This is a genomic window from Baekduia sp. (assembly GCF_035685985.1).
Taxonomy (GTDB): Bacteria; Actinomycetota; Thermoleophilia; order Solirubrobacterales; family Solirubrobacteraceae; genus Baekduia.
The window spans coordinates 137664-163452 of sequence record NZ_DASRZV010000035.1; the positions used below are offsets into that span (position 1 = coordinate 137664).

25 protein-coding genes are annotated in these 25789 nt (G+C 71.4%); 8 read left to right on the plus strand and 17 right to left on the minus strand.

Annotated features, from left to right (window positions below):
- Position 1: 1 nt before the first annotated feature.
- On the minus strand, positions 2-1651 hold the full coding sequence (locus VFG42_RS23970; protein ID WP_324911358.1) for an ABC transporter substrate-binding protein: 1650 nt from the start codon (positions 1649-1651) through the stop codon (positions 2-4).
- A gap of 46 nt (positions 1652-1697) precedes the next feature.
- Entirely contained in the window at positions 1698-3068 is a 1371-nt protein-coding gene (locus VFG42_RS23975; RefSeq protein WP_324911359.1) for an NtaA/DmoA family FMN-dependent monooxygenase, read from the minus strand.
- A 260-nt stretch (positions 3069-3328) separates the two neighbouring features.
- Between VFG42_RS23975 and VFG42_RS23980 the strand changes: the two genes are divergently transcribed.
- The 4 genes from VFG42_RS23980 (at position 3329) to VFG42_RS23995 (ending at position 7186) form a co-directional block, all read left to right on the plus strand.
- Positions 3329-4654 carry an NtaA/DmoA family FMN-dependent monooxygenase gene (locus VFG42_RS23980; protein ID WP_324911360.1) on the plus strand — a complete coding sequence of 442 codons (1326 nt, stop codon included), beginning with the start codon at positions 3329-3331 and terminating at the stop codon, positions 4652-4654.
- Positions 4651-5793 (plus strand): acyl-CoA dehydrogenase, encoded by a 1143-nt coding sequence (locus VFG42_RS23985; RefSeq protein WP_324911361.1) that lies wholly within the window; start codon positions 4651-4653, stop codon positions 5791-5793. Before VFG42_RS23980 ends, VFG42_RS23985 begins: the two co-directional genes overlap by 4 nt.
- On the plus strand, positions 5790-6812 hold the full coding sequence (locus VFG42_RS23990; protein WP_324911362.1) for a ketopantoate reductase family protein: 1023 nt from the start codon (positions 5790-5792) through the stop codon (positions 6810-6812). Before VFG42_RS23985 ends, VFG42_RS23990 begins: the two co-directional genes overlap by 4 nt.
- 71 nt (positions 6813-6883) lie before the next feature.
- Positions 6884-7186, plus strand: coding sequence for a hypothetical protein (locus tag VFG42_RS23995; protein WP_324911363.1), 303 nt, complete (start codon positions 6884-6886; stop codon positions 7184-7186).
- Positions 7187-7199: 13 nt separating this feature from the next.
- Here the strand turns inward: VFG42_RS23995 and VFG42_RS24000 are convergent, their stop codons facing one another.
- Positions 7200-7805 (minus strand): FadR/GntR family transcriptional regulator, encoded by a 606-nt coding sequence (locus VFG42_RS24000; protein WP_324911364.1) that lies wholly within the window; start codon positions 7803-7805, stop codon positions 7200-7202.
- Positions 7806-7856: 51 nt separating this feature from the next.
- Between VFG42_RS24000 and VFG42_RS24005 the strand changes: the two genes are divergently transcribed.
- The 3 genes from VFG42_RS24005 to VFG42_RS24015 are packed head-to-tail and all read left to right on the plus strand — an operon-like array spanning position 7857 to position 12591.
- Positions 7857-8690 (plus strand): fumarylacetoacetate hydrolase family protein, encoded by an 834-nt coding sequence (locus VFG42_RS24005; protein WP_324911365.1) that lies wholly within the window; start codon positions 7857-7859, stop codon positions 8688-8690.
- Positions 8687-11251: a pyruvate, phosphate dikinase gene (gene ppdK / locus VFG42_RS24010; protein WP_324911366.1), complete on the plus strand. Its 2565-nt coding sequence runs from the start codon at positions 8687-8689 to the stop codon at positions 11249-11251. The genes VFG42_RS24005 and ppdK overlap by 4 nt, the downstream gene beginning before the upstream one ends.
- Complete coding sequence (locus VFG42_RS24015) at positions 11248-12591, plus strand: FAD-binding oxidoreductase (protein ID WP_324911367.1); 1344 nt, start codon at positions 11248-11250, stop codon at positions 12589-12591. Before ppdK ends, VFG42_RS24015 begins: the two co-directional genes overlap by 4 nt.
- Positions 12592-12610: 19 nt before the next feature.
- Here VFG42_RS24015 and VFG42_RS24020 read toward each other — a convergent pair whose 3' ends face one another.
- The 11 genes from VFG42_RS24020 to VFG42_RS24070 are packed head-to-tail and all read right to left on the minus strand — an operon-like array spanning position 12611 to position 21242.
- Entirely contained in the window at positions 12611-12799 is a 189-nt protein-coding gene (locus tag VFG42_RS24020; protein ID WP_324911369.1) for a hypothetical protein, read from the minus strand.
- A 7-nt stretch (positions 12800-12806) separates the two neighbouring features.
- Positions 12807-13244: a RidA family protein gene (locus tag VFG42_RS24025; protein ID WP_324911370.1), complete on the minus strand. Its 438-nt coding sequence runs from the start codon at positions 13242-13244 to the stop codon at positions 12807-12809.
- 22 nt (positions 13245-13266) lie between these two features.
- Positions 13267-14067 carry an MBL fold metallo-hydrolase gene (locus VFG42_RS24030; RefSeq protein WP_324911371.1) on the minus strand — a complete coding sequence of 267 codons (801 nt, stop codon included), beginning with the start codon at positions 14065-14067 and terminating at the stop codon, positions 13267-13269.
- On the minus strand, positions 14064-14933 hold the full coding sequence (locus tag VFG42_RS24035; protein ID WP_324911372.1) for an MBL fold metallo-hydrolase: 870 nt from the start codon (positions 14931-14933) through the stop codon (positions 14064-14066). Before VFG42_RS24035 ends, VFG42_RS24030 begins: the two co-directional genes overlap by 4 nt.
- A 25-nt stretch (positions 14934-14958) precedes the next feature.
- Positions 14959-15759: an ABC transporter permease gene (locus VFG42_RS24040; protein WP_324911373.1), complete on the minus strand. Its 801-nt coding sequence runs from the start codon at positions 15757-15759 to the stop codon at positions 14959-14961.
- Positions 15756-16541, minus strand: coding sequence for an ABC transporter permease (locus tag VFG42_RS24045; RefSeq protein ID WP_324911374.1), 786 nt, complete (start codon positions 16539-16541; stop codon positions 15756-15758). Before VFG42_RS24045 ends, VFG42_RS24040 begins: the two co-directional genes overlap by 4 nt.
- The gene (locus VFG42_RS24050; RefSeq protein ID WP_324911375.1) at positions 16538-17293 is read right to left on the minus strand and encodes an ABC transporter ATP-binding protein; all 756 of its coding nucleotides are present in this window, start codon (positions 17291-17293) and stop codon (positions 16538-16540) included. Before VFG42_RS24050 ends, VFG42_RS24045 begins: the two co-directional genes overlap by 4 nt.
- A 28-nt stretch (positions 17294-17321) precedes the next feature.
- Positions 17322-18359, minus strand: coding sequence for an ABC transporter substrate-binding protein (locus VFG42_RS24055; protein WP_324911377.1), 1038 nt, complete (start codon positions 18357-18359; stop codon positions 17322-17324).
- The gene (locus tag VFG42_RS24060; RefSeq protein WP_324911378.1) at positions 18353-19408 is read right to left on the minus strand and encodes an alpha-ketoacid dehydrogenase subunit beta; all 1056 of its coding nucleotides are present in this window, start codon (positions 19406-19408) and stop codon (positions 18353-18355) included. The genes VFG42_RS24055 and VFG42_RS24060 overlap by 7 nt, the downstream gene beginning before the upstream one ends.
- Positions 19405-20370, minus strand: a complete 966-nt coding sequence (locus VFG42_RS24065; RefSeq protein WP_324911379.1) for a thiamine pyrophosphate-dependent dehydrogenase E1 component subunit alpha — start codon at positions 20368-20370, stop codon at positions 19405-19407. The genes VFG42_RS24060 and VFG42_RS24065 overlap by 4 nt, the downstream gene beginning before the upstream one ends.
- Positions 20367-21242 (minus strand): 3-keto-5-aminohexanoate cleavage protein, encoded by an 876-nt coding sequence (locus tag VFG42_RS24070; protein WP_324911380.1) that lies wholly within the window; start codon positions 21240-21242, stop codon positions 20367-20369. The genes VFG42_RS24065 and VFG42_RS24070 overlap by 4 nt, the downstream gene beginning before the upstream one ends.
- A gap of 184 nt (positions 21243-21426) precedes the next feature.
- On the opposite strand from VFG42_RS24070, the gene VFG42_RS24075 reads away from it, so the two are divergent.
- Positions 21427-22458 (plus strand): LacI family DNA-binding transcriptional regulator, encoded by a 1032-nt coding sequence (locus tag VFG42_RS24075; protein WP_324911381.1) that lies wholly within the window; start codon positions 21427-21429, stop codon positions 22456-22458.
- Positions 22459-23343: 885 nt separating this feature from the next.
- Here VFG42_RS24075 and VFG42_RS24080 read toward each other — a convergent pair.
- The 3 genes from VFG42_RS24080 to VFG42_RS24090 all read right to left on the minus strand — a co-directional run bounded on the left by VFG42_RS24080 (position 23344) and on the right by VFG42_RS24090 (position 25565).
- Positions 23344-23877, minus strand: coding sequence for a winged helix-turn-helix domain-containing protein (locus VFG42_RS24080; RefSeq protein ID WP_324911382.1), 534 nt, complete (start codon positions 23875-23877; stop codon positions 23344-23346).
- Between the two features lie 279 nt (positions 23878-24156).
- Positions 24157-25191 (minus strand): hypothetical protein, encoded by a 1035-nt coding sequence (locus VFG42_RS24085; RefSeq protein ID WP_324911383.1) that lies wholly within the window; start codon positions 25189-25191, stop codon positions 24157-24159.
- Positions 25188-25565 carry a hypothetical protein gene (locus tag VFG42_RS24090; protein ID WP_324911384.1) on the minus strand — a complete coding sequence of 126 codons (378 nt, stop codon included), beginning with the start codon at positions 25563-25565 and terminating at the stop codon, positions 25188-25190. Before VFG42_RS24090 ends, VFG42_RS24085 begins: the two co-directional genes overlap by 4 nt.
- Positions 25566-25789 lie beyond the last annotated feature (224 nt).

Here is a 25789-nt window from a genome sequence, read left to right on the forward strand (position 1 = left end):
CCTAGTGGGAGAGCCAGATGTCGGAGTACAGCGGCCCCGGGCCCGACAGGTACAGCAACTGCGCGCCGTGCACCTTCGACGAGACCGCGAAGGACTGGGCCCAGTCGTAGATCGGGATCAGGTACCCCTCCTTGACCAGCTGCTGCTGGATCTGCGCGAGCGTCGCGTTGCGCTGCGTCGGGTCGACCTGCTGGACCTGCTTCTGCAGGAGCCCGTCGAGCTCGTCCTTGGACGCGCGGTTGGACCAGTTGCCCGCGTCGACGGCCAGCACCGCGCGCAGCGTGTCGGGCTCCGGCGTGTAGCCGTTGACCCACCGCGAGTCGAACTTCCCGCTCTTGTAGATCGCCGCCGACTGGCCGGAGGGCACCAGGTTGATGTCCAACTCGAAGCCGATCTTCTTGAGCTGCTCCTTGACGGCGGCCAGCACGCTGGAGGTCGCGTTCCAGTCGATCTCCCAGGTGACGTCGAACTTGAGCTTCTTGCCGTCCTTGACGCGGATGCCGTCCGGGCCCTTCTTCCACCCGGCCGCGTCGAGCAGCTGCTCGGCCCTGGCGGGGTCGGCGGCCAGGTCGGTCGACAGGTCCTTGTAGCCGACGGTCGTCGAGCTGAGCGCCGAGGTCGACGCGTGGAACCAGTCGCCGATCACGCCGCTGATCGCCTGCTTGCGGTCGAAGCCGATCTGCAGCGCCTGGCGGACGGCCGGGTCGCTGAAGATGGTGCCCTTGACGTTGGGCAGGATCGCCACCGGGTAGCCGGCGTTGGTGGTGGTGTAGACGTGCCCGCCGGACTGGTCGATGCGGCCCGCGTCCTGGGGCAGGACCACCGAGTAGGCGTCGATCTGGTTGCTCAGCAGGCTGTTGGCCAGCACCGACGTGTCCTTGATCGAGACGATCTGCAGGCCGTCGAGGTAGGCCGGACCGCGGTTCTTGCCCAGCGGGTTGGCCCACTGGTAGTCGGCGCGGCGCTTGTAGGCCAACGACTGCGCCGGGGTGAACTTGGTGATGACGAACGGGCCCGTGCCCACGACGCCCTTGGCGCAGCGCTGCTCGGCGCTGAGCTTCGACGTCGCCTCCGAGACGATCCCGAGGTTCGTCGTCGCCGTGCCCTGCAGGAAGGCGATGTTCGGCTTGGAGAAGTCGACCTCGACGGTGTTCGCGCCGGTCGCCTTGGCGTCCTTGTAGTTGTTGAGGTAGCCGATCGGCAGCGAGGCGGCGGCGCCGAGCTTGTTGACGATCGCGTCGATGCTGTCGGCGACCGCCTGGCCGTCCAGCGGCGTGCCGTCGCTGAACGTGACGCCCTGACGCAGGGTGAAGGTGAACTTGGTCGCGCTGTCGTTGACCGTGTAGGCGGTCGCCAGCCACGGCAGGAACCTGCCGGTCTTCGGGTCCTGGGCCAGCAGCGAGTCGGTGACCGGCTTGAGCTGGTAGCTGGACGGGTTGTTGCCGCGCTGGTGCGGGTCGGCGCAGTCGACGACCGTGTCGCCGAAGCGCAGCGTCCCGCCGCGCGTGATCGCCGTCGCGGTGGTGGTGTCGGCGCTGGCCGTGGCGCTCGCGCCGCCCGCGCCGGAACCGCTCCCGCCGCCGCAGCCGGCGGCCAGCGCGGAGACGACCAGGGCGGCCGGGAGGACGGCGGACAGGGGTGTGATCTTCATCCTTGCTTCTCTTGTTGGGGTGCTTGGTTGGGAGAGGTCGGGCGCGTCAGGCGGGCTGCAGCGCGCCGCGTCGGGCGGGGTGGGACGCGGGCAGGCGCGCGCCGGCGCCGAAGAGGCGCTCGCGCAGCGTCGTGCCGGGCGGGTCGTACTCGGCGCGCATCAGCCCGCGGCGGGTCAGCTCGGGCGTCAGGTGGTCGGCGAAGTCCTCCCACGAGCCCGGCGAGATCAGGTAGTGGACGTTGAGGCCGTCGACGCCGACGTCGGCCCAGTGCTCCACCGCGTCGGCGATCTGCTCGGGCGTGCCGACGGCGTGGCGGCGACCGTGCCAGCGGACGTAGCGCTCCAGCGTCCACGCGTGGTCGGGCGCACGCTCGAGCTGGGCGCGGAAGCCACCAAGCTCGTCGCCGGTCTTGTTGAGGATGTCGGAGATCCGCTCCTGGTGGCCCAGGACGCTGAGGTCGGCCTTGGCGCCCTCGCTGAGCTTGATCAGCAGCGACTCGACCGAGCGCGTCTCCGCCAGCTCGTCGTCCAGGCGCCGCGCCTCCTCCTCGGTGCTCCCGAGCACGAAGGCGAACTTGCTGATGATCTTGAGGCTCGCCGGGTCGCGCCCGGCGGCCGCCGCGGCCGCGCGCAACCGGGCGACATTGGCGGCCGGGTCGCCGACCTCGATCGAGGAGAAGACGCCCTCGGCGTGATCGGCGGCGAACTGGGCGAAGCGATCTGACGCGCCGGCGGTGAACAGCACCGGCGTGCGCTGCGGCGAGGGCTCCGACGGATGCGCGCCGGGCACGTCGTAGAACTCGCCCGAGTGGTTGATCGAGTGGATCTTGGCCGGGTCGGCGTACCGGCCGGTCGCGCGGTCGCGGACGACCGCGTCGTCCTCCCAGCTGCGCTCCCACAGCGCGTAGACGACCCGCAGGTACTCCTCCGCGCGGGCGTAGCGGTCGGCATGCTCGGGCAGTCCGCCGTAGCCGAGGTTGCGTCCGGTGCCGGGGATCGAGCCGGTGACGACGTTCCAGCCCAGGCGGCCGCCGGTCAGGTGGTCGAGCGTCGAGGCGCGACGCGCGAAGGAGTACGGCGGTTCCTGGAGGACGTTCTCGGTGAAGGCGAAGCCGAGATGCTCGGTGTGGAAGGCCAGCAGCGCGAGGATCGAGGCGGCGTCCAGGACCGGCGCCTGCAGCCCGGTGCGCAGCGCGGCGTCACGGCTGCCGCCGTGCAGCTCGTAGGGCGCCAGGACGTCGGCGAAGAACAACAGGTCGAATCGAGCACGCTCGAGCGTCCGAGCGACGTCGACCCAGTACTCCGGCCGCGTGTAGTCACGCTGGCCGCTCTCGTCGCGGACCCACTGCCCATGGTCGTGATGGGACGGCGCGAGCATGTTGAAGGCGCTGAACAGCAACGGCATTCGCCTGGCCATGGTGGCTCCTCGGCTGAAAAGGGAGATCGCGGTCGGCCCGGCGTGGGGTCCGGACGACCAAACTGGATAATAACGATAGGATTAGTCCCGTATTGGAGCAACACGGATCCGCGATCGGATGCCATAAGGGCCGCTGATGCGTCCTCGCATCGTCGTTCGTGATCGATGGCCATCGCCGATCCCACTTGGACGCCTCCCGCCGCGGCGCCTAGCGTCGTGGCCCGTTCCGCCCCTTCCCCACGATCGTTCAGGAGTACGACTTGCCCGAGAAGAGACCCGTCCGCCTGGTCTTCAACCTCACGCCATCGGGCATCCACGACGCGGCCTGGAAGGCCCAGGACGACGCGGCGACGTTGTCCACCAACATCGACCAGCTCGTCGAGAACGCCCGGATCGCCGAGGCGGGCAAGCTCGACGCGATCTTCATGCCCGACAGCTTCGGCGGCCTGTCGGCCGACGACCCGCCGCGCCGGCCGTGGCGCTCGCTGGACCCGACGGTCGTCTTCTCGGCGATCGCCGTCGCGACCGAGAACATCGGGTTGATCGCGACCATCAACTCGGTCTACGGCGCGCCGTTTCAGGTCGCCCGCGACATCGCCTCGCTGGACCACCTGAGCCGCGGCCGCGCCGGGTGGAACGTCATCACCTCGCAGAACGCCGCCGCGCTGGACGTCCTGGGACTCGACACCGTCCACGAGCGCGACGCCAAGTACGAGCGCGCCGAGGAGTTCGTCACGATCGTCCACCAGCTCTGGGACTCGCTGCCCCAGGAGGCGGTCGTCGCCGACGCCGGCGCGCACCGCTACGTCGACGTGGCCCGGACGCGCCCGGTGGAGTTCGAAGGACGCCACTTCCGCGCCAAGGGCATCCACAGCGTGCCGCCGTTCGAGGACAACAAGCCGGTGATCGTGCAGGCCGGTGCTTCCGAGCAGAGCAAGCAGTTCGGCGCGCGCTGGGCCGACGCGCTGTTCACCAAGCACCGCACGATCGCCTCCGGTCAGAAGTTCACCGCCGACGTCGGGCGCTACGCGGAGGGGGCCGGGCGGTCGAGCGACGACGTCCTGCTCCTGCCCGGCCTGCTGCCGATCGTCGGCTCCACCGAGGAGGAGGCGCGACAGATCAAGCGCGACCTCGACGAGCAGCTCGACTTCGACCACCTGCGCGAGGCGCTGGCCGAGAAGCTCGGGATCGGCGCGGGGCAGCTGCGCGACGACCGGCCGCTGCCCTACGACGCGATCGAGGTCGAGCACGCCTCGCCCTACGACCGCCAGCAGCGCGGCAACCTCGTCCAGGAGGCCAAGGACAAGGACCTGACCACCCGCCAGGTGCTGTTGAACAACTTCCTCGCCGGCCACCGCGTGGTGGTCGGCGCGCCGGAGCAGGTCGCCGACGACCTGGAGGCCTGGGTCGACGCGCGCGCCGCCGACGGGTTCGCCTTCAACGTGGAGTCCAACCCGCGCGGCATCCGGTCGATCGTGGACGGGCTGGTGCCCGAGCTGCGGCGGCGCGGGCGGTTCCGCACCGAGTACGAGGGCACGACGTTCCGCGCCAACCTGGGCATCGGCGCCGGGAGCCGGGCCCGATGAGCGCCGTGGCCGACACGGCGCCGACGCTGACGCCGGAGCGGCTGGCGTCGTTCACCGAGATCGCCGCCCGCCGCGCCGAGCACGTCGACCGCACCGCGACGTTCCCGGGGCCGACGCTGCGGGACCTGCACGACGCCGGCGCCTACGACGTCGTCTTCGCCGACCACGTGAGCCTGGTCGAGTTGTCGCGGTTGGTCCAGGCGGTGTCGCAGGGCGATCCGGCGGCGGGGCTGATCCTGGTCAACAGCATCCACGCGATCGAGAAGCAGCGCGCCAGGCAGGCGTGGCCGGCGCGGTTGTACGAGGACTTCCTGGCCGCCGCCGCGCGCGGGCCGGTGTCGCTGAACTCCGCGCGCGCCGAGCCGGAGCTGGGCGCGCCGGCGCGCGGCGGGCTGCCGAAGACGACCGCGCACCGGACCGCCGACGGGTGGTCGCTGTCGGGCCGCAAGGCCTACGTGACCGGCGCGGCCGACCTGGACTACCACTTCGTGTGGGCCAAGACCGACGAGGCGCGGCCGCGCGTGGGGCACCTGATCGTGCCGCGCGGGACGCCGGGGATCGAGGTCATCGAGACCTGGGACCACCTCGGGCTGCGCGGCAGCGGCACGCACGACGTCGTCTACGCCGACGTGGTCGTGCCCGAGGAGCACTTCCTGGAGATCCCGTTCACCGACGGCGTGTACGTCGACCCGGTCGGACGCGGCGGGCCGTCGAGCCTGCTGCACGCGGTGATCTACGTCGGCGTGGCGCGGGCCGCGCAGGAGGCCTTCGCGACCTTCGCGCGCGAGCGCGTGCCCAGCGCCCTGGGGCGGCCGATCGCGACGACCGAGCGGATCCAGAGCGTGGCCGGCGCGATCGAGGGGCTGATCGTCACCGCCGAGGAATTGGTGTACGGGTTGACCGCGCGGGCCGAGGCGGGCGACGCCGACGCGGTGCGCCGGACGCAGATCGCCAAGCCGGTGATCGCGCGCAACGCGATCGAGGCCGTGCAGACCGCGGTCGCCGCGCTGGGCAACCCGGCGCTGTCGCGGTCGCACCCGCTGGAGCGTCACCTGCGCGACGTGCTCTGCGCGCGGGTGCACCCGCCGCAGGAGGACGCCGCGCGCGTCGCCGTCGGCCGACGGGTGCTGGGCCAGTGAGCGGCGCGACGCGGTACGTCATCGTCGGCGCGGGCGCGACGGGCGCCTCGCTGGCCGCCCAGCTGCACGAGGCCGGGTTGGACTACATCCTGGTCGCGCGCGGGCGCCAGCTGGAGGCGCTGCGGTCCGACGGCCTGCGCTACCGCCGGCCGGCGGGCGAGGTGTCGTTGCGGTTGAAGGTGACGAGCGCCGACGAGCTCGACGCGCTGGAGCCCGACGACGTCCTCGTCGTCACGGTCAAGACCCAGGATCTCGACGCGACGTTGGCGGAGTGGGCGTGGCGGCCGGTCCGCGGCGGCGGCCTGGTCGCCGACCTCCCCGTCGTGACCCTCCAGAACGGCCTGGCCGCCGAGCGCAAGGCGCTGCGGCGCTTCCGGCACGTGCTGGGCGCGTCGTTCCACCTGCCCGCGAGCTTCGTCGAGCCGGGCGTGGTCGAGGTGCGCTCGGCGCCGACGATCGCCGTCGTCCTGCTCGGCCGCTACCCGGCGGGCCCCGACCCGCTGGCCGACGCGATCGCCGCGCAGTGGAACGGTGCCGGCTACGCGGTGCAGGCCACCGACGACATCGCCCGCTGGAAGGCGTCCAAGTTGTTGTGGAACGTCAACAACGCCGTCGACGTCCTCTCCGGCACGCCCGACGAGATCGCCGCGCTCAAGGAGGCGCTCGTGAAGGAGGCGCGCACCGTGCTGACCGCGGCCGGCGTCGCCTTCGCCGACCCGTCAACCGAGCAGACCGTCGACACCTCCGGCTTCGTCGTCCATCCCCGCCTCACCGACCGGCCCGGCGGCATGTCGACCTGGCAGTCCTTCGCGCGCCCCGACGCCCGCGGCCACGAGGTCGACCACCTCAACGGCGAGCTCGTCCTCCTGGCCCGCCTCCACGATGTCGACGCCCCGCTGAACGAGGCCGTCCAACGCCTCCTCGGCCGTTCCTTCGACCTCCGCGAGCCACCGGGCACGCGACACGTCTCCGAGGTCCACCCACGCGCGGCTCGAATCCCGACCGCCACATCACCCTGACGTCGATGACGATCGACCACCGCGCTCGGCTCTTGGGCGGTGCCGGCTCTTCGGGATCGCGCTGTGGGCCGGTGCCGCCGGATCGCTCGACCTCGCCGGCGGCCCGCGTCGGCGACGTCCTGAAGGTCGACGAGCCGCAAGCCCGCGCCCAGGTCGAGCGCCTCGTCGCGAAGGGCCTCGTGCAACCGACCGCCGGCGAGCCGTCGCGGATCGCGGTCGGCGAGAGCGGCCGCGCGCTCCACTCGCGGGTCCTGGCAGCGACCACCGAGATCACCGGGCGCCTCTGGGGCGACCTGCCCGCCGAGCAGCTCGCCGTCGCCGGCGACGTGCTCGCCACGGTCCTCGCCCGAGCCAACGCCGAGCTGGCGTCGTAGCGTTCCCGCCGGCTCAGCCGAGCGTCTCGCGCACGCCGAGCAGGTGCGCGCGCATCGCCGCCTCAGCCCCGTCGGCGTCACGGCGGAGCAGCGCCGAGACGAGGTCGTCCAACTCCGCGACGGTTTGAGCGCGGCGCTGCGGGTCGGGCGCGGTGCGGGCACGCGAGAGACGCAGCACCGCGTTCAGCTGGGCCAGGCATCCCTGCAGGAACCGGTTGCGGGACAGGTCGGCGATGGCCCCGTGGAGCTCCAGATCGGCGTCCGCGAAAGCCGCCGGCCGGCCGACGAGGCGGCGCAGGCGTCCGAACTGCGACCGGATCTCCGCCAGCTGGGCGTCGTCGGCGCGCGCGGCGGCGAGGCTCGCGGCCGTCGGCTCGAGCTGCAGGCGCACCAGCATCAGGTCGGCGTGGTCGACCTCGGCCAGGTAGGTGCCCGAGCCGGTGCGCGGCTCGAGCAGCCCCACGCCGATCAGCCGGCGCGTCGCCTCGCGCAGCGCTGAGCGCGAGATGCCGATCTGCGCCGCGAGCTCGCGCTCCGGGGGCAGGCGGGAGCCGGGCTCCAGAGCGTGCGTGGCGATGTAGTCGGCGAGGTGCTCGGTCAACGGGTCGACGGCGGCCATGGCCGCGAAGTATATTGGCAGGACCAAAGCTGTCGGACCAATTGGAGCCTGATGAGATTCGCCACCGTTGACCTGGACGGAACGCCCTGCGTGGTCACGATCGACGACGACGGCGCGCGCACCCGCGTCCGCGGCGGCACCGGTCGCACGCTGACCGACCTCCTCGCGCTGCCGGAGCCCGCGCGCGCCGCCGCCCTCGCGCCCGGCGAGCCGGCGCCCGCGGACGCGCCCCTGCTCGCGCCCATGCGCCCGTCGAGCATCGTCTGCATCGGGCTCAACTACCTCGACCACATCCGCGAGGCCGACATGGAGCGCCCGACCACGCCGCTGGTGTTCGCCAAGCTGCGCGGCACGGTGATCGGGCCGGGCGAGACGATCGCGTTCGCCCGCTCGGTCACCCGCCAGGTCGACTGGGAGGTCGAGCTGGCGGCGGTGATCGGCCGGCCCACGCGCGACGTCGGCGTCGAGGACGCCCTGGACCACGTCTTCGGCTACACGGCCGCCAACGACGTGTCGGCCCGCGACGTGCAGTTCTCCGACGGCCAGTGGGTGCGCGGCAAGTCCCTGGACACCTTCTGCCCACTCGGCCCCACGGTTGTCACGGCCGACGCGCTGGGCGATCCCCAGGCCGTGCGCCTCTCCACGCGCGTCAACGGCGAGATCGTGCAGGATTCGTCGACCAGCGAGATGGTCTTCGGCGTCGCCGAGCTGGTGTCGTTCTGCTCGAAGTCCTTCACCCTGCTGCCCGGCGACGTCCTGCTGACCGGCACGCCGTGGGGCTGCGGCGCGTTCGCCGACCCGCCCCGGTTCCTCGAAGACGGCGACGTCGTCGAGGTCGAGGTCGAGGGGATCGGCGTGCTGCGCAACCCGGTCGTCGCGACGTGAGGTACGTCTACCGGTTCGACGAGGGGTCGCGCGACATGCGCGACCTGCTCGGCGGCAAGGGCGCCAACGTGGCGGAGATGACGCGCGTGCTCGGCGCGGAGCGCGTGCCGACGGGGTTCACGATCACCACCGAGGCGTGCGTGGCCTACATGAACGCCGAGCGGACGTTCCCGGAGGGGTTGGAGGAGCAGGTGGCGACCGCTTTGCGGGATCTGGAGGCCAGCGCCGGCAAGACGCTCGGCGATCCTTCCGATCCGTTGTTGGTGTCGGTGCGCTCGGGCGCGCGCGAGTCCATGCCGGGGATGATGGACACGGTGTTGAACCTGGGCATGAACGACGAGTCGGTCGTCGGCCTGGCGGAGAAGACCGGCAACGAGCGCTTCGCCTGGGACTCCTACCGGCGCTTCGTGCAGATGTACGGGAACGTGGTCGTCGGGATCCCGGGGGAGAAGTTCGAGGACGCGATCAAGGCCTGCAAGAAGGCGCGAGGCGTGAAGGAGGACACGGAGCTGGACATGGAGGCGCTGCGGGAGCTGACCTCGACGTTCAAGGGGTTCTACGCGTTCCCGAGCGACCCCCAGGAGCAGCTCGCGGGCGCGGTCCGCGCGGTCTTCGACTCCTGGATGGGCGACCGCGCCGTGGCCTACCGGCGCATGGATGCCATCCCCGACGACTGGGGCACCGCGGTCAACGTCCAGCAGATGGTCTTCGGCAACAGGGGCGACACGTCCGGCTCCGGCGTGGCGTTCAGCCGCGATGAGGTCACCGGCGCACCCGAGCCGTCCGGCGACTTCCTGGTCAACGCCCAGGGCGAGGACGTCGTCTCCGGCGTCCGCACGCCACGCGACCTCTACGAGCTGAGGACGTGGCAGCCCCGCGTCCACGCGCAGTTGATGGACATCTTGCGCACGCTGGAACGCCACTACGGCGACATGCAGGACACCGAGTTCACGGTCGAAGAGGGCAAGCTTTACATGTTGCAGACCCGCAACGCCAAGCGCCCCGCGCAGGCGGCGGTGCGCTTCGTGGTCGACGCGGTGAACGAAGGGTTGTTGGACAAGCCGCAGGCGCTGATGACCATCGACGCCGAGAAGCTCGATGCCCTGCTACACCCGACCTTCGACCCCGACGCGACGTACGACGTGCTCGCGCGCGGAGTGGCGGCGTCACCCGGCGCGGCCAAGGGCGCCATCGTCTTCCACGCGGCCGACGCGGTGGCCGCGGCCGCCGAAGGCAAGGACGTGGTCTTGGTCCGCCCGTTCACCGAGGCCGACGACGTCGCGGGCTTCCACGCGGCCAAGGGCGTCCTGACCGCCGAGGGCGGCAAGGCGTCCCATGCCGCGCTCGTCGCCCGCGGCATGGGCGTTCCCGCCGTCACCGGCGCCGCCGCGCTGGAGATCGACCTCGCCGCTCGCACCGTCCGCGTCGGCGACGCCACCCTCGACGAGGGCGACCTCATCGCCATCGACGGCACCACCGGCGCGGTCACCACCGCCGACGTCCCGCTGGCCGAGCCCGAGCCGAGCGAGGACCTGCTCACGGTCCTGGGCTGGGCCGACGAGCTGCGCACGCTCGACGTCCGCGCCAACGCCGACACGCCCGCCGACGCCGCCAAGGCACGCGAGCTGGGCGCGCAGGGCATCGGCCTGTGCCGGACCGAGCACATGTTCTTCGGCGAGGACCGCCACGAGAAGATGGTGGAGGTGATCCTCGCCGAGGACGACGAGGAGCGCCGCCGCTGCCTCGGCGCGCTGCTGCCCTTGCAGCAGGGCGACTTCGAGGGCATCTTCGCCGCCATGGACGGGCTGCCGGTGACGATCCGCCTGCTCGATCCGCCGCTGCACGAGTTCCTCCCCGATCCGGCGACGATGCCGCCGGGCCCGGCCCGCGACCGCGCCGCCGCGCTGCAGGAGGCCAACCCGATGCTCGGAACCCGCGGCGCGCGCCTCGGGCTCCTGCATCCCGAGCTGTACGCCATGCAGGCCCGCGCGATCGCCGGCGCGATGCTCTCCCACCACGAGACCTGGAGGGAGTGGCCCGACGTCGAGATCATGATCCCCTTGGTCGTCTACGAGCGCGAGCTGGAGCTGCTGCGCGCGCTCGTCGAACAGGTCATGGACGAGCACGGCCTGCACCGCGGCGAGCGGTACGCCATCGGCACGATGATCGAGCTGCCGCGCGCCTGCCTGCAGGCCGACGCGATCGCCGCCGAGGCGGACTTCTTCTCGTTCGGCACCAACGACCTCACCCAGACCGCCCTGGGGTTCTCGCGCGACGACATCGAGAGCCGCGTCCTCGGCCGCTACATCGACATGAAGGTCTTGGATCGCTCGCCGTTCGAGACCCTCGACGCGCCCGGCGTCGGCCAGCTCGTGCGCATGGGCGCGTGGCTCGGCCGGACCACCAAGCCCGCCCTGAAGCTCGGCGTCTGCGGCGAGCACGGCGGCGACCCCGACTCCATCGACTTCTTCCATCACAACGGAATCGACTACGTGTCCTGCTCCCCCTTCCGCGTCCCCGTCGCCCGGCTGGCCGCCGCCCAGGCCGCGATCCGCTCATGAGCGCGCTCGGGCAGCTCGGCGACGCCATCGACGTCACCACCGATCCCGACGTCCTGGAGGCGCACCGCCGCGACCAGGCGGCCATCGCCTTCCTGGACCCCGGGATGCCCAGCGCGCTGATCCGGGCTCACGCGCGCGCCGACGTGCAGCGCGTCCTGCGCGTCGCCCACGAGCACGGCGTCCCGGTCGTCCCGCGCGGCGCCGGCTCCGGCCTGTCCGGCGGCGCCAATGCCGTCGACGGCAGCTGGATCCTCGCGCTGGACCGCATGACCGGGATCCACGTCGACGATGCCGCGCTGCTGGCCGTCGCTCAGCCCGGCGCGATCAACAACGACATCAAGTCGGCCGCCGCCGAGCACGACCTGTGGTACCCGCCGGATCCGGCCAGCGCCGCGTTCTCGACGATCGGCGGCAACGTCGCCACCAACGCCGGTGGCCTGTGCTGCGTCAAGCACGGCGTCACGCGCGACTTCGTCCTGGGCCTGGAGGCCGTGCTGCCCGGCGGCGAGGTCGTCCGGCTCGGTGGCCGCACCCGCAAGGACGTCGTCGGCTACGACCTCGCCTCGCTGCTGGTCGGCTCCGAGGGCACCTTGGCCGTCGTCACCGAGGCGACGCTGCGACTGGTTCCGCGGGTCACCGGCGCCGCGACGCTGGCCGCGTCGTTCCCCGACCTCGCCGCCGCCGGGCGCGCGGTCGCGGCGATCATGCGCCGTCACGTGCCGTCGCTGCTGGAGATCATGGACCGTGCCTCGATCAACGCCGTAGAGGACCTCGAGCCCATGGACCTCGACCGCGACGCCGGCGCGATGCTCTTCGCCCGTGCCGACGAGGGCCTTGCCGCCGCCGACGCGCTCGCCGAGCTCTGCGAGGCCCACGGCGCCGCGCTGGTCGTCACCTCCGACGAGGAGGCCGAGGGCCGCATGCTCCTGGCCGCCCGGACCCTCGCCTACCCGGCGCTGGAGCGCCAGGGCGCGACGCTGCTGGACGACGTCGGCGTGCCGGTCGATCGCCTCGCCACGCTGCTGGACGGCATCGCCGCCATCGCTGCCCGCCACGCGGTCGTCGTCGGCACGTTCGGCCACGCGGGCGACGGCAACCTGCACCCCACGATCGTCTACGACCACCACGACCCCGACCACGCCCACCGGGCCGCCCGCGCGTTCGAGGACATCATGAACCTCGCGCTCGACCTGGGCGGCACGGTCACCGGCGAGCACGGCGTCGGCAAGCTCAAGCGCGCGGCGGCCGCCCGTCAGCTGGGCGACGCCGCGCGCCTCCACCAGGGGATCCGCGCGGTGTTCGACCCGCGCGGCATCCTCAACCCGGGCGCCGCGATCTAGCGCGCCGCCCGGCGCCCGCTCAGGGCATCGGGCGGCGGCGCTCGTCGGCGTCCGAGCAGGCTCGCTCGTCGCCGACGAAGACCTGCTGCGCGGTGGCGTCGATCACGCCGCATTGCGCGAGCAGGCCACGCAGCCAGCGAAGCCGCCACCGTGTCGGCTGGTCGGCTCGCTGGGGCGGGCGCTCCGTCCCGTCGTCGGGGCGGCGCATGGCCGGATCAGCCCTCGTTGCCCTCGATGTAGGCAATGGCCTCGATCTCGACGACCCAGTCGGGGTGGACGAGGTTGGCCACCTCGACGACGGTCGATACCGGGTAGGGCTCGTCGAAGTACTCCTGGCGGATCCACTGGTACTCGTGGTAGAAGTGGATGTCGGAGACGAAGACGTTGGCCATCACGACGTCCGACATCGTCCCGCCCGCGGCCTTGACCAGGTCCTCGATGTTGTTCAGGGCCTGACGCCACTGCGCCTCGGCGTCGATCTTGCCGGGCGTCGTCCCGGTCCCCGGTCCGCGACCGATCGTCTGCTGCTTCTCGGTGTCGTACGGCGCGCACCCCGAGAGGAAGAGCCACGGCCCGACCTTCAGCCCTGGACTCCAAATGCGCCCGCCGAGGCCGGCGGCGACGCTCGGAGCCGCGATCAGCTCCTTCTTCATGACATCACCTTCTTGTTGTTGATCAACGAACATCCTTGAGCACCTCTGCCGTGCCGGCGCTCCCGCTGCGCAGACCCTCGTAGACGAGCGGCGCGGTGGCCGCCACGTCGCCGATGGGCAGGCCATGGGTCGAGGCGATCCGGCGCACGCCGAGCCTCGCGATCTGCTCCGCCAGCGCGGACACGAACGGCTCCATGTCCTGGAAGCGCGTCCAGTGCAGCGCGTAGGCGGCGAACATCGCCGCCATGTCCGGCAGCGGCAGGTCCTCGGCTTCCTCCGCCAGGTGGCCGCAGTGGCCGTCGGCGTGCACGTGGCCGTAGGCGAACCCGTCCCCGGGGAACAGCGTGCGCGAGCGCTCGTCGAAGGCCCAGAGGGTCGACTCCAGATCGCGGATGACCGCTCCGACGGCCTCGACGCGCGTGCCGCCGAGGTCGATCGCGTCGCCGATCCGCAGCCGATCCACACGGTCGGCGTGCTCGGGGAAGACGAGATGGAAGTCGCGCGTGTCGCCGCACAGCCGCAGGTCGGGATAGCGCTCCAAGAAGCGCGCCGAGCCGGCGGCGTGCGGCGTCTCCTGGTGCGTGACGAACAGGTGCTTCAGCGGCGCCAGCCCCTCGGCCAGCAGCCCGTCGACCTGCGCCTCGACCTCGGCCACGTCGCCGGGGAAGCCGGCCTCGATCAGCATGCTGGCGCGCTCGCCGGCCACCAGGTAGGCCGAGTTGTAGCTGTGCAGGAGCTCGCCGTCGCCGCGCGGATGCTCGTAGCAGGCGCCGAGCCAGTAGACGCCGTCGGCGAGACGGCGCGGAAGCGGGTTGACCGTCATGCCGCCTGCTCCACGCGCGGCTGCTCGCTGCCCAGGGCCGCGAGCGCGCGATCGACCAGGTCGACGTGGCGGGCGACGACCTCCGCGCCCTCCAGGACGCACCCGTAGGCGGGCGCGATCCGTCGGACCGCGAACCGCTCGAAGATCTCGGCGAGGTCGGCGCGCAGCGCGTCGGTCCGTGCCCCCGACAGCCACCAGTAGCGCATCGACAGCATCCATCTCCGGACGTGGGCGACGGTGGTGGCGTCGGCGTCGCCGGGGCGGAGGACCCACGGCCCCGCGCCCGCGACCGCCCGTTTGGCGTAGCCGAAGCTGTCGGACGTGAACAGCGTCCCCGTCGCCTCGTCGAACAGCCAGTGCGTCTGCAGCAGGCGCAGCAAGGGCGCCAGCACCGTGACCGTGCGGGTCGGCGGACGCCCCAGGCGGATCGTGCCGGTCTGGCCGATCTTCTCGTAGTCCAGGCCCGCGGGCAGCGGTCGCCCGAAGCTGATCCAGCGCAGGCCGTTGTCCTGGATCCCGTACACCTTCTCCACGCGGAAGGCGGAGGCGATCGCCAGCGCGTTGGACGAGGAGTCGAACTCGCCGAGGCGCAGCGGGAACACGGAGAGCCGGCGCCCCTCGCGCACCAGCGGCCGCAGCTGCGAGACCATCGCCTGCTCGTACGCCGGGAAGCCGGTGTCGACGAGCAGCGCGTCGTCGCCCTCGGTGAGCAAGTACGTGTTGAACGCGCTCTCCCCCGCCCCGTCCGCCGGGACGGCGGTGACCCGACCGTCCAGCGGGACGGGCATGCGGAGCACCGCGAGCCGCGGTGCCGCCAGCGTCTCCATCTCCACGACCGGGGCTGTTGCACCGTTGTGGTGCGTCACGCCTCCACCTCCTGTTCTGCGTTGTTCATGTCATCGACTCGCGGACGCGGCGCTCGGCCGCCCAGAGCGCGAAGTTGCCGGCGAGGGCGATCAGCGTGATGAGCGCGACCATCGCGAACAGCTCGTCGTAGCGCTGGAACGCATAGGCCGTCTGCACGAGCTGGCCGAGGCCCGTCTTGGCCGCGTACATCTCCGCGATCGTCACGGTGACGAAGGAGATGCTGAACCCGACGCGGATCCCGACCATGATCGCCGGGGCGGCCGCGGGCAGGTAGATCTTCTGCAGGGTCTGGCGCCGCGAGCAGCTCGTGGCCGCGGCGAGCTTGACGAACGTCGGGCTGACGTCGCGGATGCCCGCGGCGGTGTTCAAGATGATGGGGAACACCGCGCTCAGCACGGCGAGCCACAGCTTGGCCGGGAGGCCGACGCCGAAGATCGCCAGCATCACCGGGTAGAGGATGATCCGCGGCGTCGCGAACATCGCCGTGACCAGCGGCTCGAACGCGAGGCCGAGCAGCCGCGACCGTCCCAGCCCGACGCCGACCAGGACCCCGACGACCGCGGCGATGGCGAAGCCGCCGAGGACCGCCTTCAGCGAGTCCAGCAACGGGCCGAAGACCGACCCCGAGGAGAACGCCTCCCACAGCGCGCTCGCGGTGTCGGGCACGCTCGGCACGAGCGTCGAGGTCTGCGCGAACACGCTCCACAACGCGAGGCACACCAAGGGCACCGCGCAGCGGCCGGCCAGGACGGCCATGTCCCTACGCGGCTTCTCCTTGGCGACCGCGGTGCGGCGGGCCGAGAACGTCGCCACGCGCGCGCTCATGCGAGGTCGCTCCTGATCCGCCGCTCGACGAGCGACAGCGCCGACATGATGGCCATGGCCAGCAGGACGACGATCACGATCCCCGCCCACATGCGCGGGATCACGAAGTTGTCGTAGTCGTGGTTGATCCGGTAGCCGAGCCCCTGGTCGGCCAGGATGAACTCCGTCGCGATCGTGCTCGTGACGCCGTACATGACGCCGAGCCGGATGCCGGGGAACACCAGCGGCGCCGAGGCGGGCAGCAGCACCTTGAAGAACAGCTGCCGCGACGAGCAGTTGACCGACCGCCCCATCTTGATCAGGACGGGTCGGATGCCGCGCAGGCCGATCACCGTGTTGAGGACGACCGGCACGAAGACCATCACCGCCGCGATCAGGATGATCGGGCCGGAGCCCAGCCCCATCACCGCGAGCAAGATGGGGTAGAACGCGATCGTCGGCATCGCGTAGAGCGCCGCCAGGTAGGGCTCCAGCACCGCGCCGAAGCGCGGGAAGCGCCACGAGGCGATCCCGACCGCCACACCGGCGACCACGCCGATCGCCGACGACGCGGCGATCTCCCGCAGCGTCCGCCACAGGTCCGCGCGGAACTCGGCGGTCCCGATCCGCTCCCAGAGCGCGTCCCAGATGACGTCGGGCGACGGGAGGATGAGCGGCGACACGGTCCCGTCCGCGGTCACGGCGAACGCGAGCCCGAGCAGCGCGACGACCGCCAGCGCCCTCAGCCCCCAGCGGGTGACGGCGAGCTCGTGCAGCTCCATCGAGGTCCGGGCGCCAGTCATGCGGCGGACTCCTCCGCCGCGGGCCCGACCTCGACGCGCAGCAGCTCCCACAGGTCGTCGGTGTAGGCGTGGAACCGTGGGTCGCCGATGATCTCGGCGGGCCGCGGGCGAGGCAGGTCGATCTGCCGGACCGCCTTGATCACCGACGGCCGCCGGGACATGACCCAGACCTCGTCGGACAGGAGCACCGCCTCCTGGATGTCGTGCGTGACGAACATCACCCGCTTGTGGGTGCGCTCCCAGATCCGCGTCAGCTCCGCGCCGACCAGCAGCCGGGTCTGCTGGTCGAGCGCGCCGAACGGCTCGTCCATCAACAGGATCCCCGGGTCGGTGACCAGCGCCCGGGCGATCGCGACGCGTTGCTTCATCCCGCCCGACAGCTGGCGCGGGCGGTGGTCGGCGAACTCCGCCAGGCCGACGACCTCGAGCATCTCCCGCGCGCGCTCCGCGCGCTCGGCCTTGCCGACCCCCGCGACCTCCAGGCCGAACTCCACGTTCTCGCGCACGGTGCGCCACGGCAGCGTCGAGTCCTCCTGGAACACCATCGCGGTGTCGGTGCGCGGGCCGGTGACCGGGTCGCCGTCGATGACGATCCGGCCCGACGACGGCCGCTGAAGACCGCACACCAGGTCCAGCAGCGTGCTCTTGCCGCAGCCGCTGGGTCCGATGACGGAGACGAACCGCCCCTTGTCGATGGTGCCGGTGACCGAGGCGATCGCCTCGGTCACCAACCCCTTCGCCCGGAACGTCATCCCCACGTTCTCGAAGCTGACGCCGCCTTCAGGCACTGCCGGCCGCCCGCGCGTACTCGTCGAAGACGAGGTCCTCGTAGCGGACCTCCTTGGTCAGCGTGCCGAGCTGCTTGGCCGCCGCGATCTGCGAGTCGAACAGCGCGCGGTCCACGCCGATCTTGAACTGCGGCGCGTAGCGCTCGATCGTCGCCGTCGCGACCGCCTCGTCCACGCCGGTCACGCCCGCGTAGATGCGGCCCGCCGCGGCGGGGTCCGCCTTCAGGAAGGCGTGGGCCTTGGCGATGGCCTCGATCCAGCGCTTGACCGCGTCGCCGTTGCGATCGAGCATCGACTTGGTGGAGAACAGCGCGGTGTTGACCAGCTGCGGCGGGTGCGACGCGCCCTCGTAGAGCAGCCGGAACTCGCCCTTCTGGACCAGCTCCACCGACATCGGCGGCGACGACCAGCCCGCGTCGACGAGGCCGTTCTGCATCGCGACGATCGACTCCGGCCCGCCCTTGACGTCGATGAGCTTGACGTCCTTGTCGGTCAGCCCGACGCTCTCCAGCATGGCCAGCGCGGTGAGCTGGACCGACGTGGTCGGCGCGCTCACGCCCAGCTTCTTGCCCTTCAGGTCGGCCGGCGTCCTGATCGACGACTTGGCCGGCGTGAGGAACACGTTGGTCGTGGCGGCCAGGTTGGTGCCCACGATCCTCAGGTCGGTCAGCCCCTCGGCGTAGGCGAGGATGCCCGACAGCGCCGAGGACGAGCCCATGCCCGACTTCGCGACGCCGCGGATGGCGTCCGAGCCGCGCTTGTAGGACACCGGGTCGAGGTTCAGCGAGCTGTCCTTGAAGTACCCCTGCTTCAACGCCACCATGAAGACGACGTTGTCGGGCACCTCCTTGTACAGGCTCGCCGAGATCTCGCCCTTGTAGGACCCGCCACCGCCACCGCCCGACGCGGCCTCGCTGCCGGAGTCGCCACATCCAACGGCGCCGAACAGGCCGAGGCCCAGAGCGCCGGCCCCGGCGACCTGCAGGAACTGCCGGCGATCGAGATCGCCACCACGCTTCCCACTCAACACGCACTTCCTCCTTCGTTGGTTTCCTGCCCAGCCTTCGTCGCGGCGGCCTCCCACCGCCGCGTGACCAGTTGCCGCGCCGCCCGCGCGACGTCCTCCGCGGTCGGCAGGAGCTCGCGCTCCATCGCCGCGGAGTAGGGGTGGATCGCGTCGGGCATCGCCACGCGCGCCACCTGCACCGGACGACTCGACCGCTCGACGACGCGCGCGACGATCTCGGCCCCGACGCTGCCGGTGATCGGCGTCTCCTCGGCGACCAGCAGCCGTCCCGTCCGCTCGACCGACGCGAGGATCGGGTCCCAGTCGATCGGGCTGATCGTGCGCGGGTCGATCAGGTCGGCGGTGATGTCCTCGCGCGCGAGCGCCTCGACCGCGAGGACGGCCTCGGTGCGCATCCAGCCCCAGGCGACGACCGTCAGGTCGTCCCCCTCGGCCACGAGCTCGGCGCGGCCGAGCGGCACGCGGTGGCCCGGGTCGGTCGGGACCGGCCCGGCGACGTCGTAGAGCCGCCGGTGCTCGAGGAAGACCACCGGGTCCGGCGAGGCGATCGCGCTGCGCAGCAGCCCGGCGGCGTCCGCGGGCGTGCCGGGCGTCACGACGGTCAGGCCGGGCGTGTGGTGCAGGTAGGGCTCCATCGCCTGCGAGTGCTCCGGGCCCAGGCCGCCGTTGGCGCCCATGCACCCGCGGATCACGATCGGCAGCGCGCCGCCGCGGCCCTGCTGCTGGCGCCACTTCGGAATGTCGTTGACCACCTCGTTGGCCACCGCCAGCAGGAAGTCGGCCGAGTAGATCTCCACGATCGGCGTGAACCCCGACAGCGCGAGGCCGAGGACCGCCCCGAAGATCGCGTTCTCGGACACCGGCGTCTCGATCACCTGCCGCGAGCCGAAGCGCTCGAACAGCCCGGCCGCGACGCCGGCGGCACCGCCGTCGCGGATGGTCTCCCCGAGCACGAGCACGTCGGACGACCGCGCGAGCTCCTGTCCGAGCACCTCGGTCAGCGCCGCCTTCATCGTGCTCACCGCTGCACCGGTCTGCGTCAGCTCGGTCACACCATCCCCCGTTCACGGGCCGTGTCCCAGGTGGCCTCCGGCGCGGCGTCGGCGCGCTCGAACGCGTCGGCGACCTCCGCGCGGGCGGACGTCTCGAGGTCGTCGAGCAGGTCGCTCGCGAAGCCCAGCTCCGTCAGGCGCCGGCGCGTCGCGGGCACGGGGTCGCGCTCGCGCCACGCCGCGATCTCCGCGTCGGGCTGGTAGCTCGCGTCGTCCCACCAGATGTGCGGGTCCAACCGATAGGTCATGCCCTCGACCACGGCCGGGCCGCCCTGCGCGCGCACCCGCTCGACGCTGCTCGTGACCGCCGACCAGACCGCCTCGGGGTCGTTGCCGTCGACGACCTCGACGTCGACGAAGCCGGTCCAGGCGTCGCTCATCCGCCGCGTGGGGTAGAGCCATTCGGTCCGCGACGTGAACGACCAGCCGTTGTTCTCGGCGACGAAGACGACCGGCAGCTCCCACAGCTTGCTCATGTTGAGCGCCTCGTAGAGCGGGCCGCGCGCGCCGGCCGCCTCGCCGTAGAAGCAGACGCAGACACCGTCCGTGCCACGCAGCTGCTCGGCCAGTGCCAGCCCGGCGGCGACGCCGAAGCGCGTGCCGAACACGCCCTCCCGGCCGGGGATCCCGAGGTCCGGGCGGTTGACGTGCATCAGCCCACCCAGCCCTTCGGTCGTCCCGCCGGTCTTGTTGTAGGTGTCGAGGGCGATCTCCAGGACCGAGACGCCCTTGGCCAGCAGGTGGCCGTAGCCGCGATGGGTGTAGATGATCTGGTCCTCGGGCCGCAGCGGGGCGACGGAGGCGACCATCAAGGCCTCCTGCCCGACGCCCGAGTGGAAGTGCGGAACCACCTCGCCGCGGTCCAAGCGGCGCATGCACTCCTCGTCGAACGCGCGGCTCACGAGCATCGTGCGGTAGACGGAGAGCAGCTGCTCGCCGGTGGGGGCGTCGGTGGCGCTCACCGCGTGATGCCGGCGATCGCGCGAGCCTCTTCCGGGGTCGCGATCTCGCGCCCGACGCTGCGGGCGACGTCGACGGCGACCTGCACCAGCTCGGCGTTGCTCTGCGCCAGGCTGCCGTCGGGCAGGTACGGGTAGTCCTCCCAGCCGACGCGGACGTGGCCGCCCATGGCGATGGCCAGCGGCAGCAGCTTCCAGTGCGCCGGGTCCATGACCGAGAGGTTCCAGTTCACGTTCTCGGGGAGGTGGCGGACCATGTACAACAAGGCGTCGTGGGTCGGCGGGGTCCACGCGCCGCCCTTCCATCCGAGGAACAGCGTGGCCCAGACCGGGTTCTCCAAGAGGCTGCGCTCGCGGATGTACTCCAGGTTCCAGAAGGCGCCGGTGTAGAAGCACTCGACCTCGGTCTTGACGCCGTGGTCGAGCGCCGCGCGCGTGAACTCCTCCAGCTCGTCGCGCGGATGGATGGCGTACATCTCGACCGCCGGGTAGGCCGGGTCGGGCTGGAAGAACTCGTCGTGGACGTTGAAGGCGTAGGACATCATGTCCGGCTTCAGCTCCATGAGCTTGACCTTCTCGGGCAGCCGCGCCGAGGCGATCCCGAACTGGATCAGCGGGTCGTCGCCGGTCGCGCGGATGCGCTCGGTCAGGTCCCGCCAACCGTCGTGGTCGATGCGCGAGAGGCGTTTGCCGTCCGGCTGCATCTCGGTCTCGAGGTGGTGCACGCCGTGGTGGTGGCAGATGCTCGCGCCCGCCCGGACGGCGTCGATGTAGTGCTGCGCGACCGCCGCGGTGTCCTCGATCGGCGGCATCAGCCTGTTGCCCGGATACGACATCGACGAGTCGACGGTGACCGTGATGATCAGCTTGTCCACGCTGGTTCCTCTCCCTGTGGCCGCCGCATTGGTTCGTATGCGACAGAACGTTCAAACTTAGTCCCGGAACATAGTTCCTAGAGCAGGACCCTACGTACCGAGCTGTCCAACGTCAAGGGAAGTTCGGTAGCTGGAACTGTGTTCGTTATGCTCGGCTCAAATGGGAACCCCAGGCGACGAAGGAGTGCGAGGCAAGCGGGCGGGCGGGCGGGCCAGCCTGCGTGAGGTCGCGGCGACGGCCGGCGTCGCGCTCTCGTCCGCCTCGCGGGCGCTCAACGGACACCCGGACGTCAGCGACGCCATGCGGCGGCGCGTGCAGGCCGCCGCCGAGCAGCTCGGCTACGAGCAGAACCTGTTGTGGGAGGGCATCCGCGACGGCCAGACGCACACGGTCGGCATCGTGGTCCGGGACATCACGAGCAGCCTCTGGTCCGAGATCGCGCTGACCGCCGAGCTCGTGCTGCAGCGCCACGGCTACTCCATGTTGTTGTCCAACTCCCAGGGCGTCCCGGAGTTCGAGGTCAGCCAGATCCGCCTGCTCGACCAGCGCCGGGTCGACGGCTTCATCGTCTCGCCGTCCGACGTGAGCGACCCCGAGACCGCGGCCGCCCTCTCGCGCCTGCGTGTGCCGATCGTCGTCATCGACCGCGACCTGCCCGCGGGCGTCTCGGCCAGCCAGGTGATGATCGATCAGCGCGCGGGGGTCGGCGAGGCCGTCCGCCACCTGATCGGCCTGGGCCACCGCCACATCGGCCTGATCGTCCCACCGCACAACTTCCGTCCCAGCGCCGAGGCGGCGGCCGCCGCGCAGGAGGTCTGCTCGGCCCACGGCGTCGCGCTGACCGTCAAGGCGGGCCCGTTCTCCGAAGCGCACGGCGCCGCCGCCACCCGCGAGCTGCTCACCGCGGAGCCGCCCGCCACGGCGATCATCTCGGGGTCGGGCCAGATCTTCCCCGGCGTGCTGGCCGCCGCCCGCGAGCTCGGAGCGCGGATCCCCGGCGACTTCTCCATGGTCGCCGTCGAAGGCCTGCCGCTGCTGTCCTACCTCGAGCCCCCGATGGCGCTCGTGACCCGGCAGCCGCGCCGCGTCGGCGAGGTCGCCGCCGATCTGCTGCTCGACCTGATGGCCGGCGGCACGCCCGGATCCCGCTGGGTCAGCACCGCCTTCCAGCCCGCGGCCAGCTGCGCACCGCCGCCCGTGAAGGCCGCGAAGTAGACCCGCGACGACCGAGACCTTCGAGGCCCGCGTCCGGGAGAGCTTCGGCCGCCAGAAGGTCATGGACACGCTCGGCGCCGCGCTCGACAAGGTCACCCACGGCGGCGGCGCGATCCGGCTGCCCGGCGACGACGCGCTGACCCCAGCAGCACGGCTACATCCACGCAGGCGCGCTGATCGCAGTCGTCGGCTCCGCCTGCGGCCATGCGGCGCCGTCCGCCGCGCCGACCGGATGCGAGATCCTGACCGCCGAGCTGAAGGTCAACCTCCTCTCCCCCGCGCCCGGCACCGGCGGCATCCGCGCCCGCGGCCGCGTCATCCGCGCCCGGACGCACGCTCACCGTCTGCCAGGGCGACGCCTTCGCCGTCGGCGACCGTCCAAGCACCTCGCGACGATGCTCGCGACGCTGGCGATCATCCGGCCCTGAGCCGCCGACGGCGACCAGGCGAACGCTACAAGTCGCCTTCACCGGCTCCCGGAACGACGCAAACGCGGGACCGCGAGACGTCTCGGACGCCCGGGGACCGATGGGCGGATGGCCCAGGTCGGTCTTGGCCGAGATCGTTGACCACTCGACGGAGCCAGGTCGTGGACCACGAGGGCCCGTTCGCCTTGGTCGTCGTGATGCCGCCGGGCGCACCCGACAAACGTCGCCGCGGAGGGACCGACGACCAGCTGCGACACAGCAAACGTGTCCCCTCAGCCCAGGCACGAGAACGCCGCCAGTGCCTGGATCCCCGGAATCGCCGCTGATCGCCGGCATTCCGAGACCAAAAGCTCGGACGAGGCCGAATAAAGCTCCCGCAAATGACCCCATCACCATCGGGGCTGCTCGACGGATCGGGTCAATCTTGCGTCACGTTCCTGTTAACGGCGCCGTCGGTTCACGCTACGCCTTCTACATGTGATTGTGGGACGGCGAGTGCGTGCCGGCGTCTTGACCACCAGCACGCGCATACGTCGGGGTCAACGCCTAGGCCTTCTTGTGGCGCTTTGGGCTTGTCGTCGGTCTGCTTGAGGGCGCGGGCCTTGGTCAGGCGGGCCATGCAGTTGGCTACGGCGCCGGAGGCGCGGCCGAGGGCGCGGGCGACGGCGACGGCGACGGCGACGGCGACGGCGACGGCGACGGGGCCTACGGGGCCTACGGGGTCCTTCTGCTTGGTGACGTAGTCGAGGACGAGGGGGTCCAGCTGGCCGGGGCGTAGGCGGTCGGTAGTGGACTGAGACCAGCGGTCGGGGGCGCGGCGGCCGCCTTCGCGCGGACCGGGGGTGCTGGTGACCTTGTTGTCGCGCTTGAGCGCGTTGAGCTGCTTGCTGGCGGTCGAGCGGGACACGCCGATGGCGTCGGCGATCTCGTTGGTGGTCTGGTCGGGCTTGGCCTGCAAGGTCTGCAGCACTCGAGCCTGGCTACGGAGCAACAGGTGCTGTTGAGTTCGCTGTCAGCCATGGCCCGTGCGCGATAACGCGCGGATACGGAGCCCTAGGAGATCGGCGCCCTATTCCGAGCCCGTTTGGTGGGCTGGACGACGGGCGTCCGTAGCTGGTCGCGTGCTCTTCGCGTTGTGCAACTTCCGCCGAGGCGCTTTGCGGATCGTCAGTTCCTCCGCCCGGAACCAGGCGGGTGTTGGCCCTGTCTCGTGCGCGTGCTGCTCACCGTTCCCCTTGACCGCTCGATCGAGGCAGACGTGGGCGACGGGCTATTGGCTTGGCTCGATGCCGAGCGTGGTCAGGGCGGCGAGCAGATCCTCGCGGCTGGAGGCGAGGATCGTGGTGCCGCCGGCCTCCGGGTCGAAGTCCAAGCGGGATAGCAGCGCCGCATCGGCGGCACGCAATCGGCGGCGCGCCGCGTTCAACGCGTCGTACTCCGTGCTCTGGTCGAAGTGCGCCACCAGGCTCCCGTAGGTGGTCCATGTGCCGTCGTCCTGTGCCGGTGCGGCGATGGTCCAGGGCGGCACAACGTCAGCCGGCTCGGTGCGCAGCTCCCGCGCGACGATCGGCGGATGCTCACCGGGAAGTCCCAGGTGGCGCTTCATCGCGGCCTGCGCCGCCTCCGGATCGGCGGCCCCGACGATCACCCGCTTCAGCTTGCGCGAGAGACCTTTGAACGGCGGCTCGAGCGGCGACGGCCCGGGCCCGACGTGGATCACACCGGTGATTTGCAGGTTTTCGAGCTCTGTCAGCAGGCGCAGGAACCCGAGGTCGGCCTCGATCGCTGTGCCGTCGATCCCGTCTGCGCGCACGTCGAGCGCCGGGAGCCTGGACAGCGCCGCCCAGTCGATCGCGGCGAGGAGCGCCGCCACCAGCCCGTCGTCGTCCTCAGATCCCGGACCGGAGATGAAGAGCATCTCGAGCGATGGGGGCAGCGTCAGGTGAGCCGGAACCACGCAGTCGCGGGGGGCGTCGAGGACTAGGTCCAGCGCCCGCAGTCCAGGGTGCAACCTCCCCAGGACGCCGAAGTCCACGCCTCGGACACGCTCGAGCCGGAGGACCTCCGGATGCAACTCGGCCAACGGCGCCAGATCGGCGTCGCGCACGTCGGTGAGCCTCAAAACCTCGAGGTCGCCGAACGTTGCCAACGGCCTGAGCCCCTCCGCCGTCTCACGACCATCGAGCTGCTTGACCTCCAGATCCTTCACGACCCGTCGGCCGGGGGTCATCCCGTCCAAGGATCCGATCGCCTCGTACAGGCCGACGTCGGCCGGGCGGCCGCGGAGCTTGCGTAGCGGGCTCATCGCGGACCCCCGACGCCAGCGCACACCTTGCTCCGGGTGTAGTGGGCGGCGGCGTAGCTGCCATAACCGTTCTCCAGGAGCATCATCTGACCGAGCACGAGCCGAACACAGTAGCTGGGACGATCCGGGTCGATCGAGTGGACGATGTTGTCCAACTGCCCACGCGAGCCGAAGCGGTTGTTGGGCAGCTCACCCGTCGTGCCGAAGTGGGCGATCAGCGCCTCCTCGACCGACCGTGCCTCCTGGAACACCAGCGGGGGCAGGTTGAGCCTGCGGATGCTCGGTCGCCGTTCCACGGGGTGCTTGCTGCACCGCTCATCGAATGCTCGGCTGATTCCGACGTACTTCACGTCTTCCGGCGGCGGTGCCGGCATTCGAAGCGACTAGACATTCCCTGCAAAGTTGCATCCTTTTTTTGGCGCAGCTCTTCTGCACCCCACCCAGGAGGTCGGGGTTCGAGTCCCCTAGCTCCACTCGGTAATGGAACCCCTGCGTGAGCGGGGGTTTCGTGTTCCGGGGATGGTCGGCCGGACGGTGAAATCGCGCTCCGTTTCGGCACCGGTGCCCATATCCCGGATGTGTGACTGCTTCGCGGAGG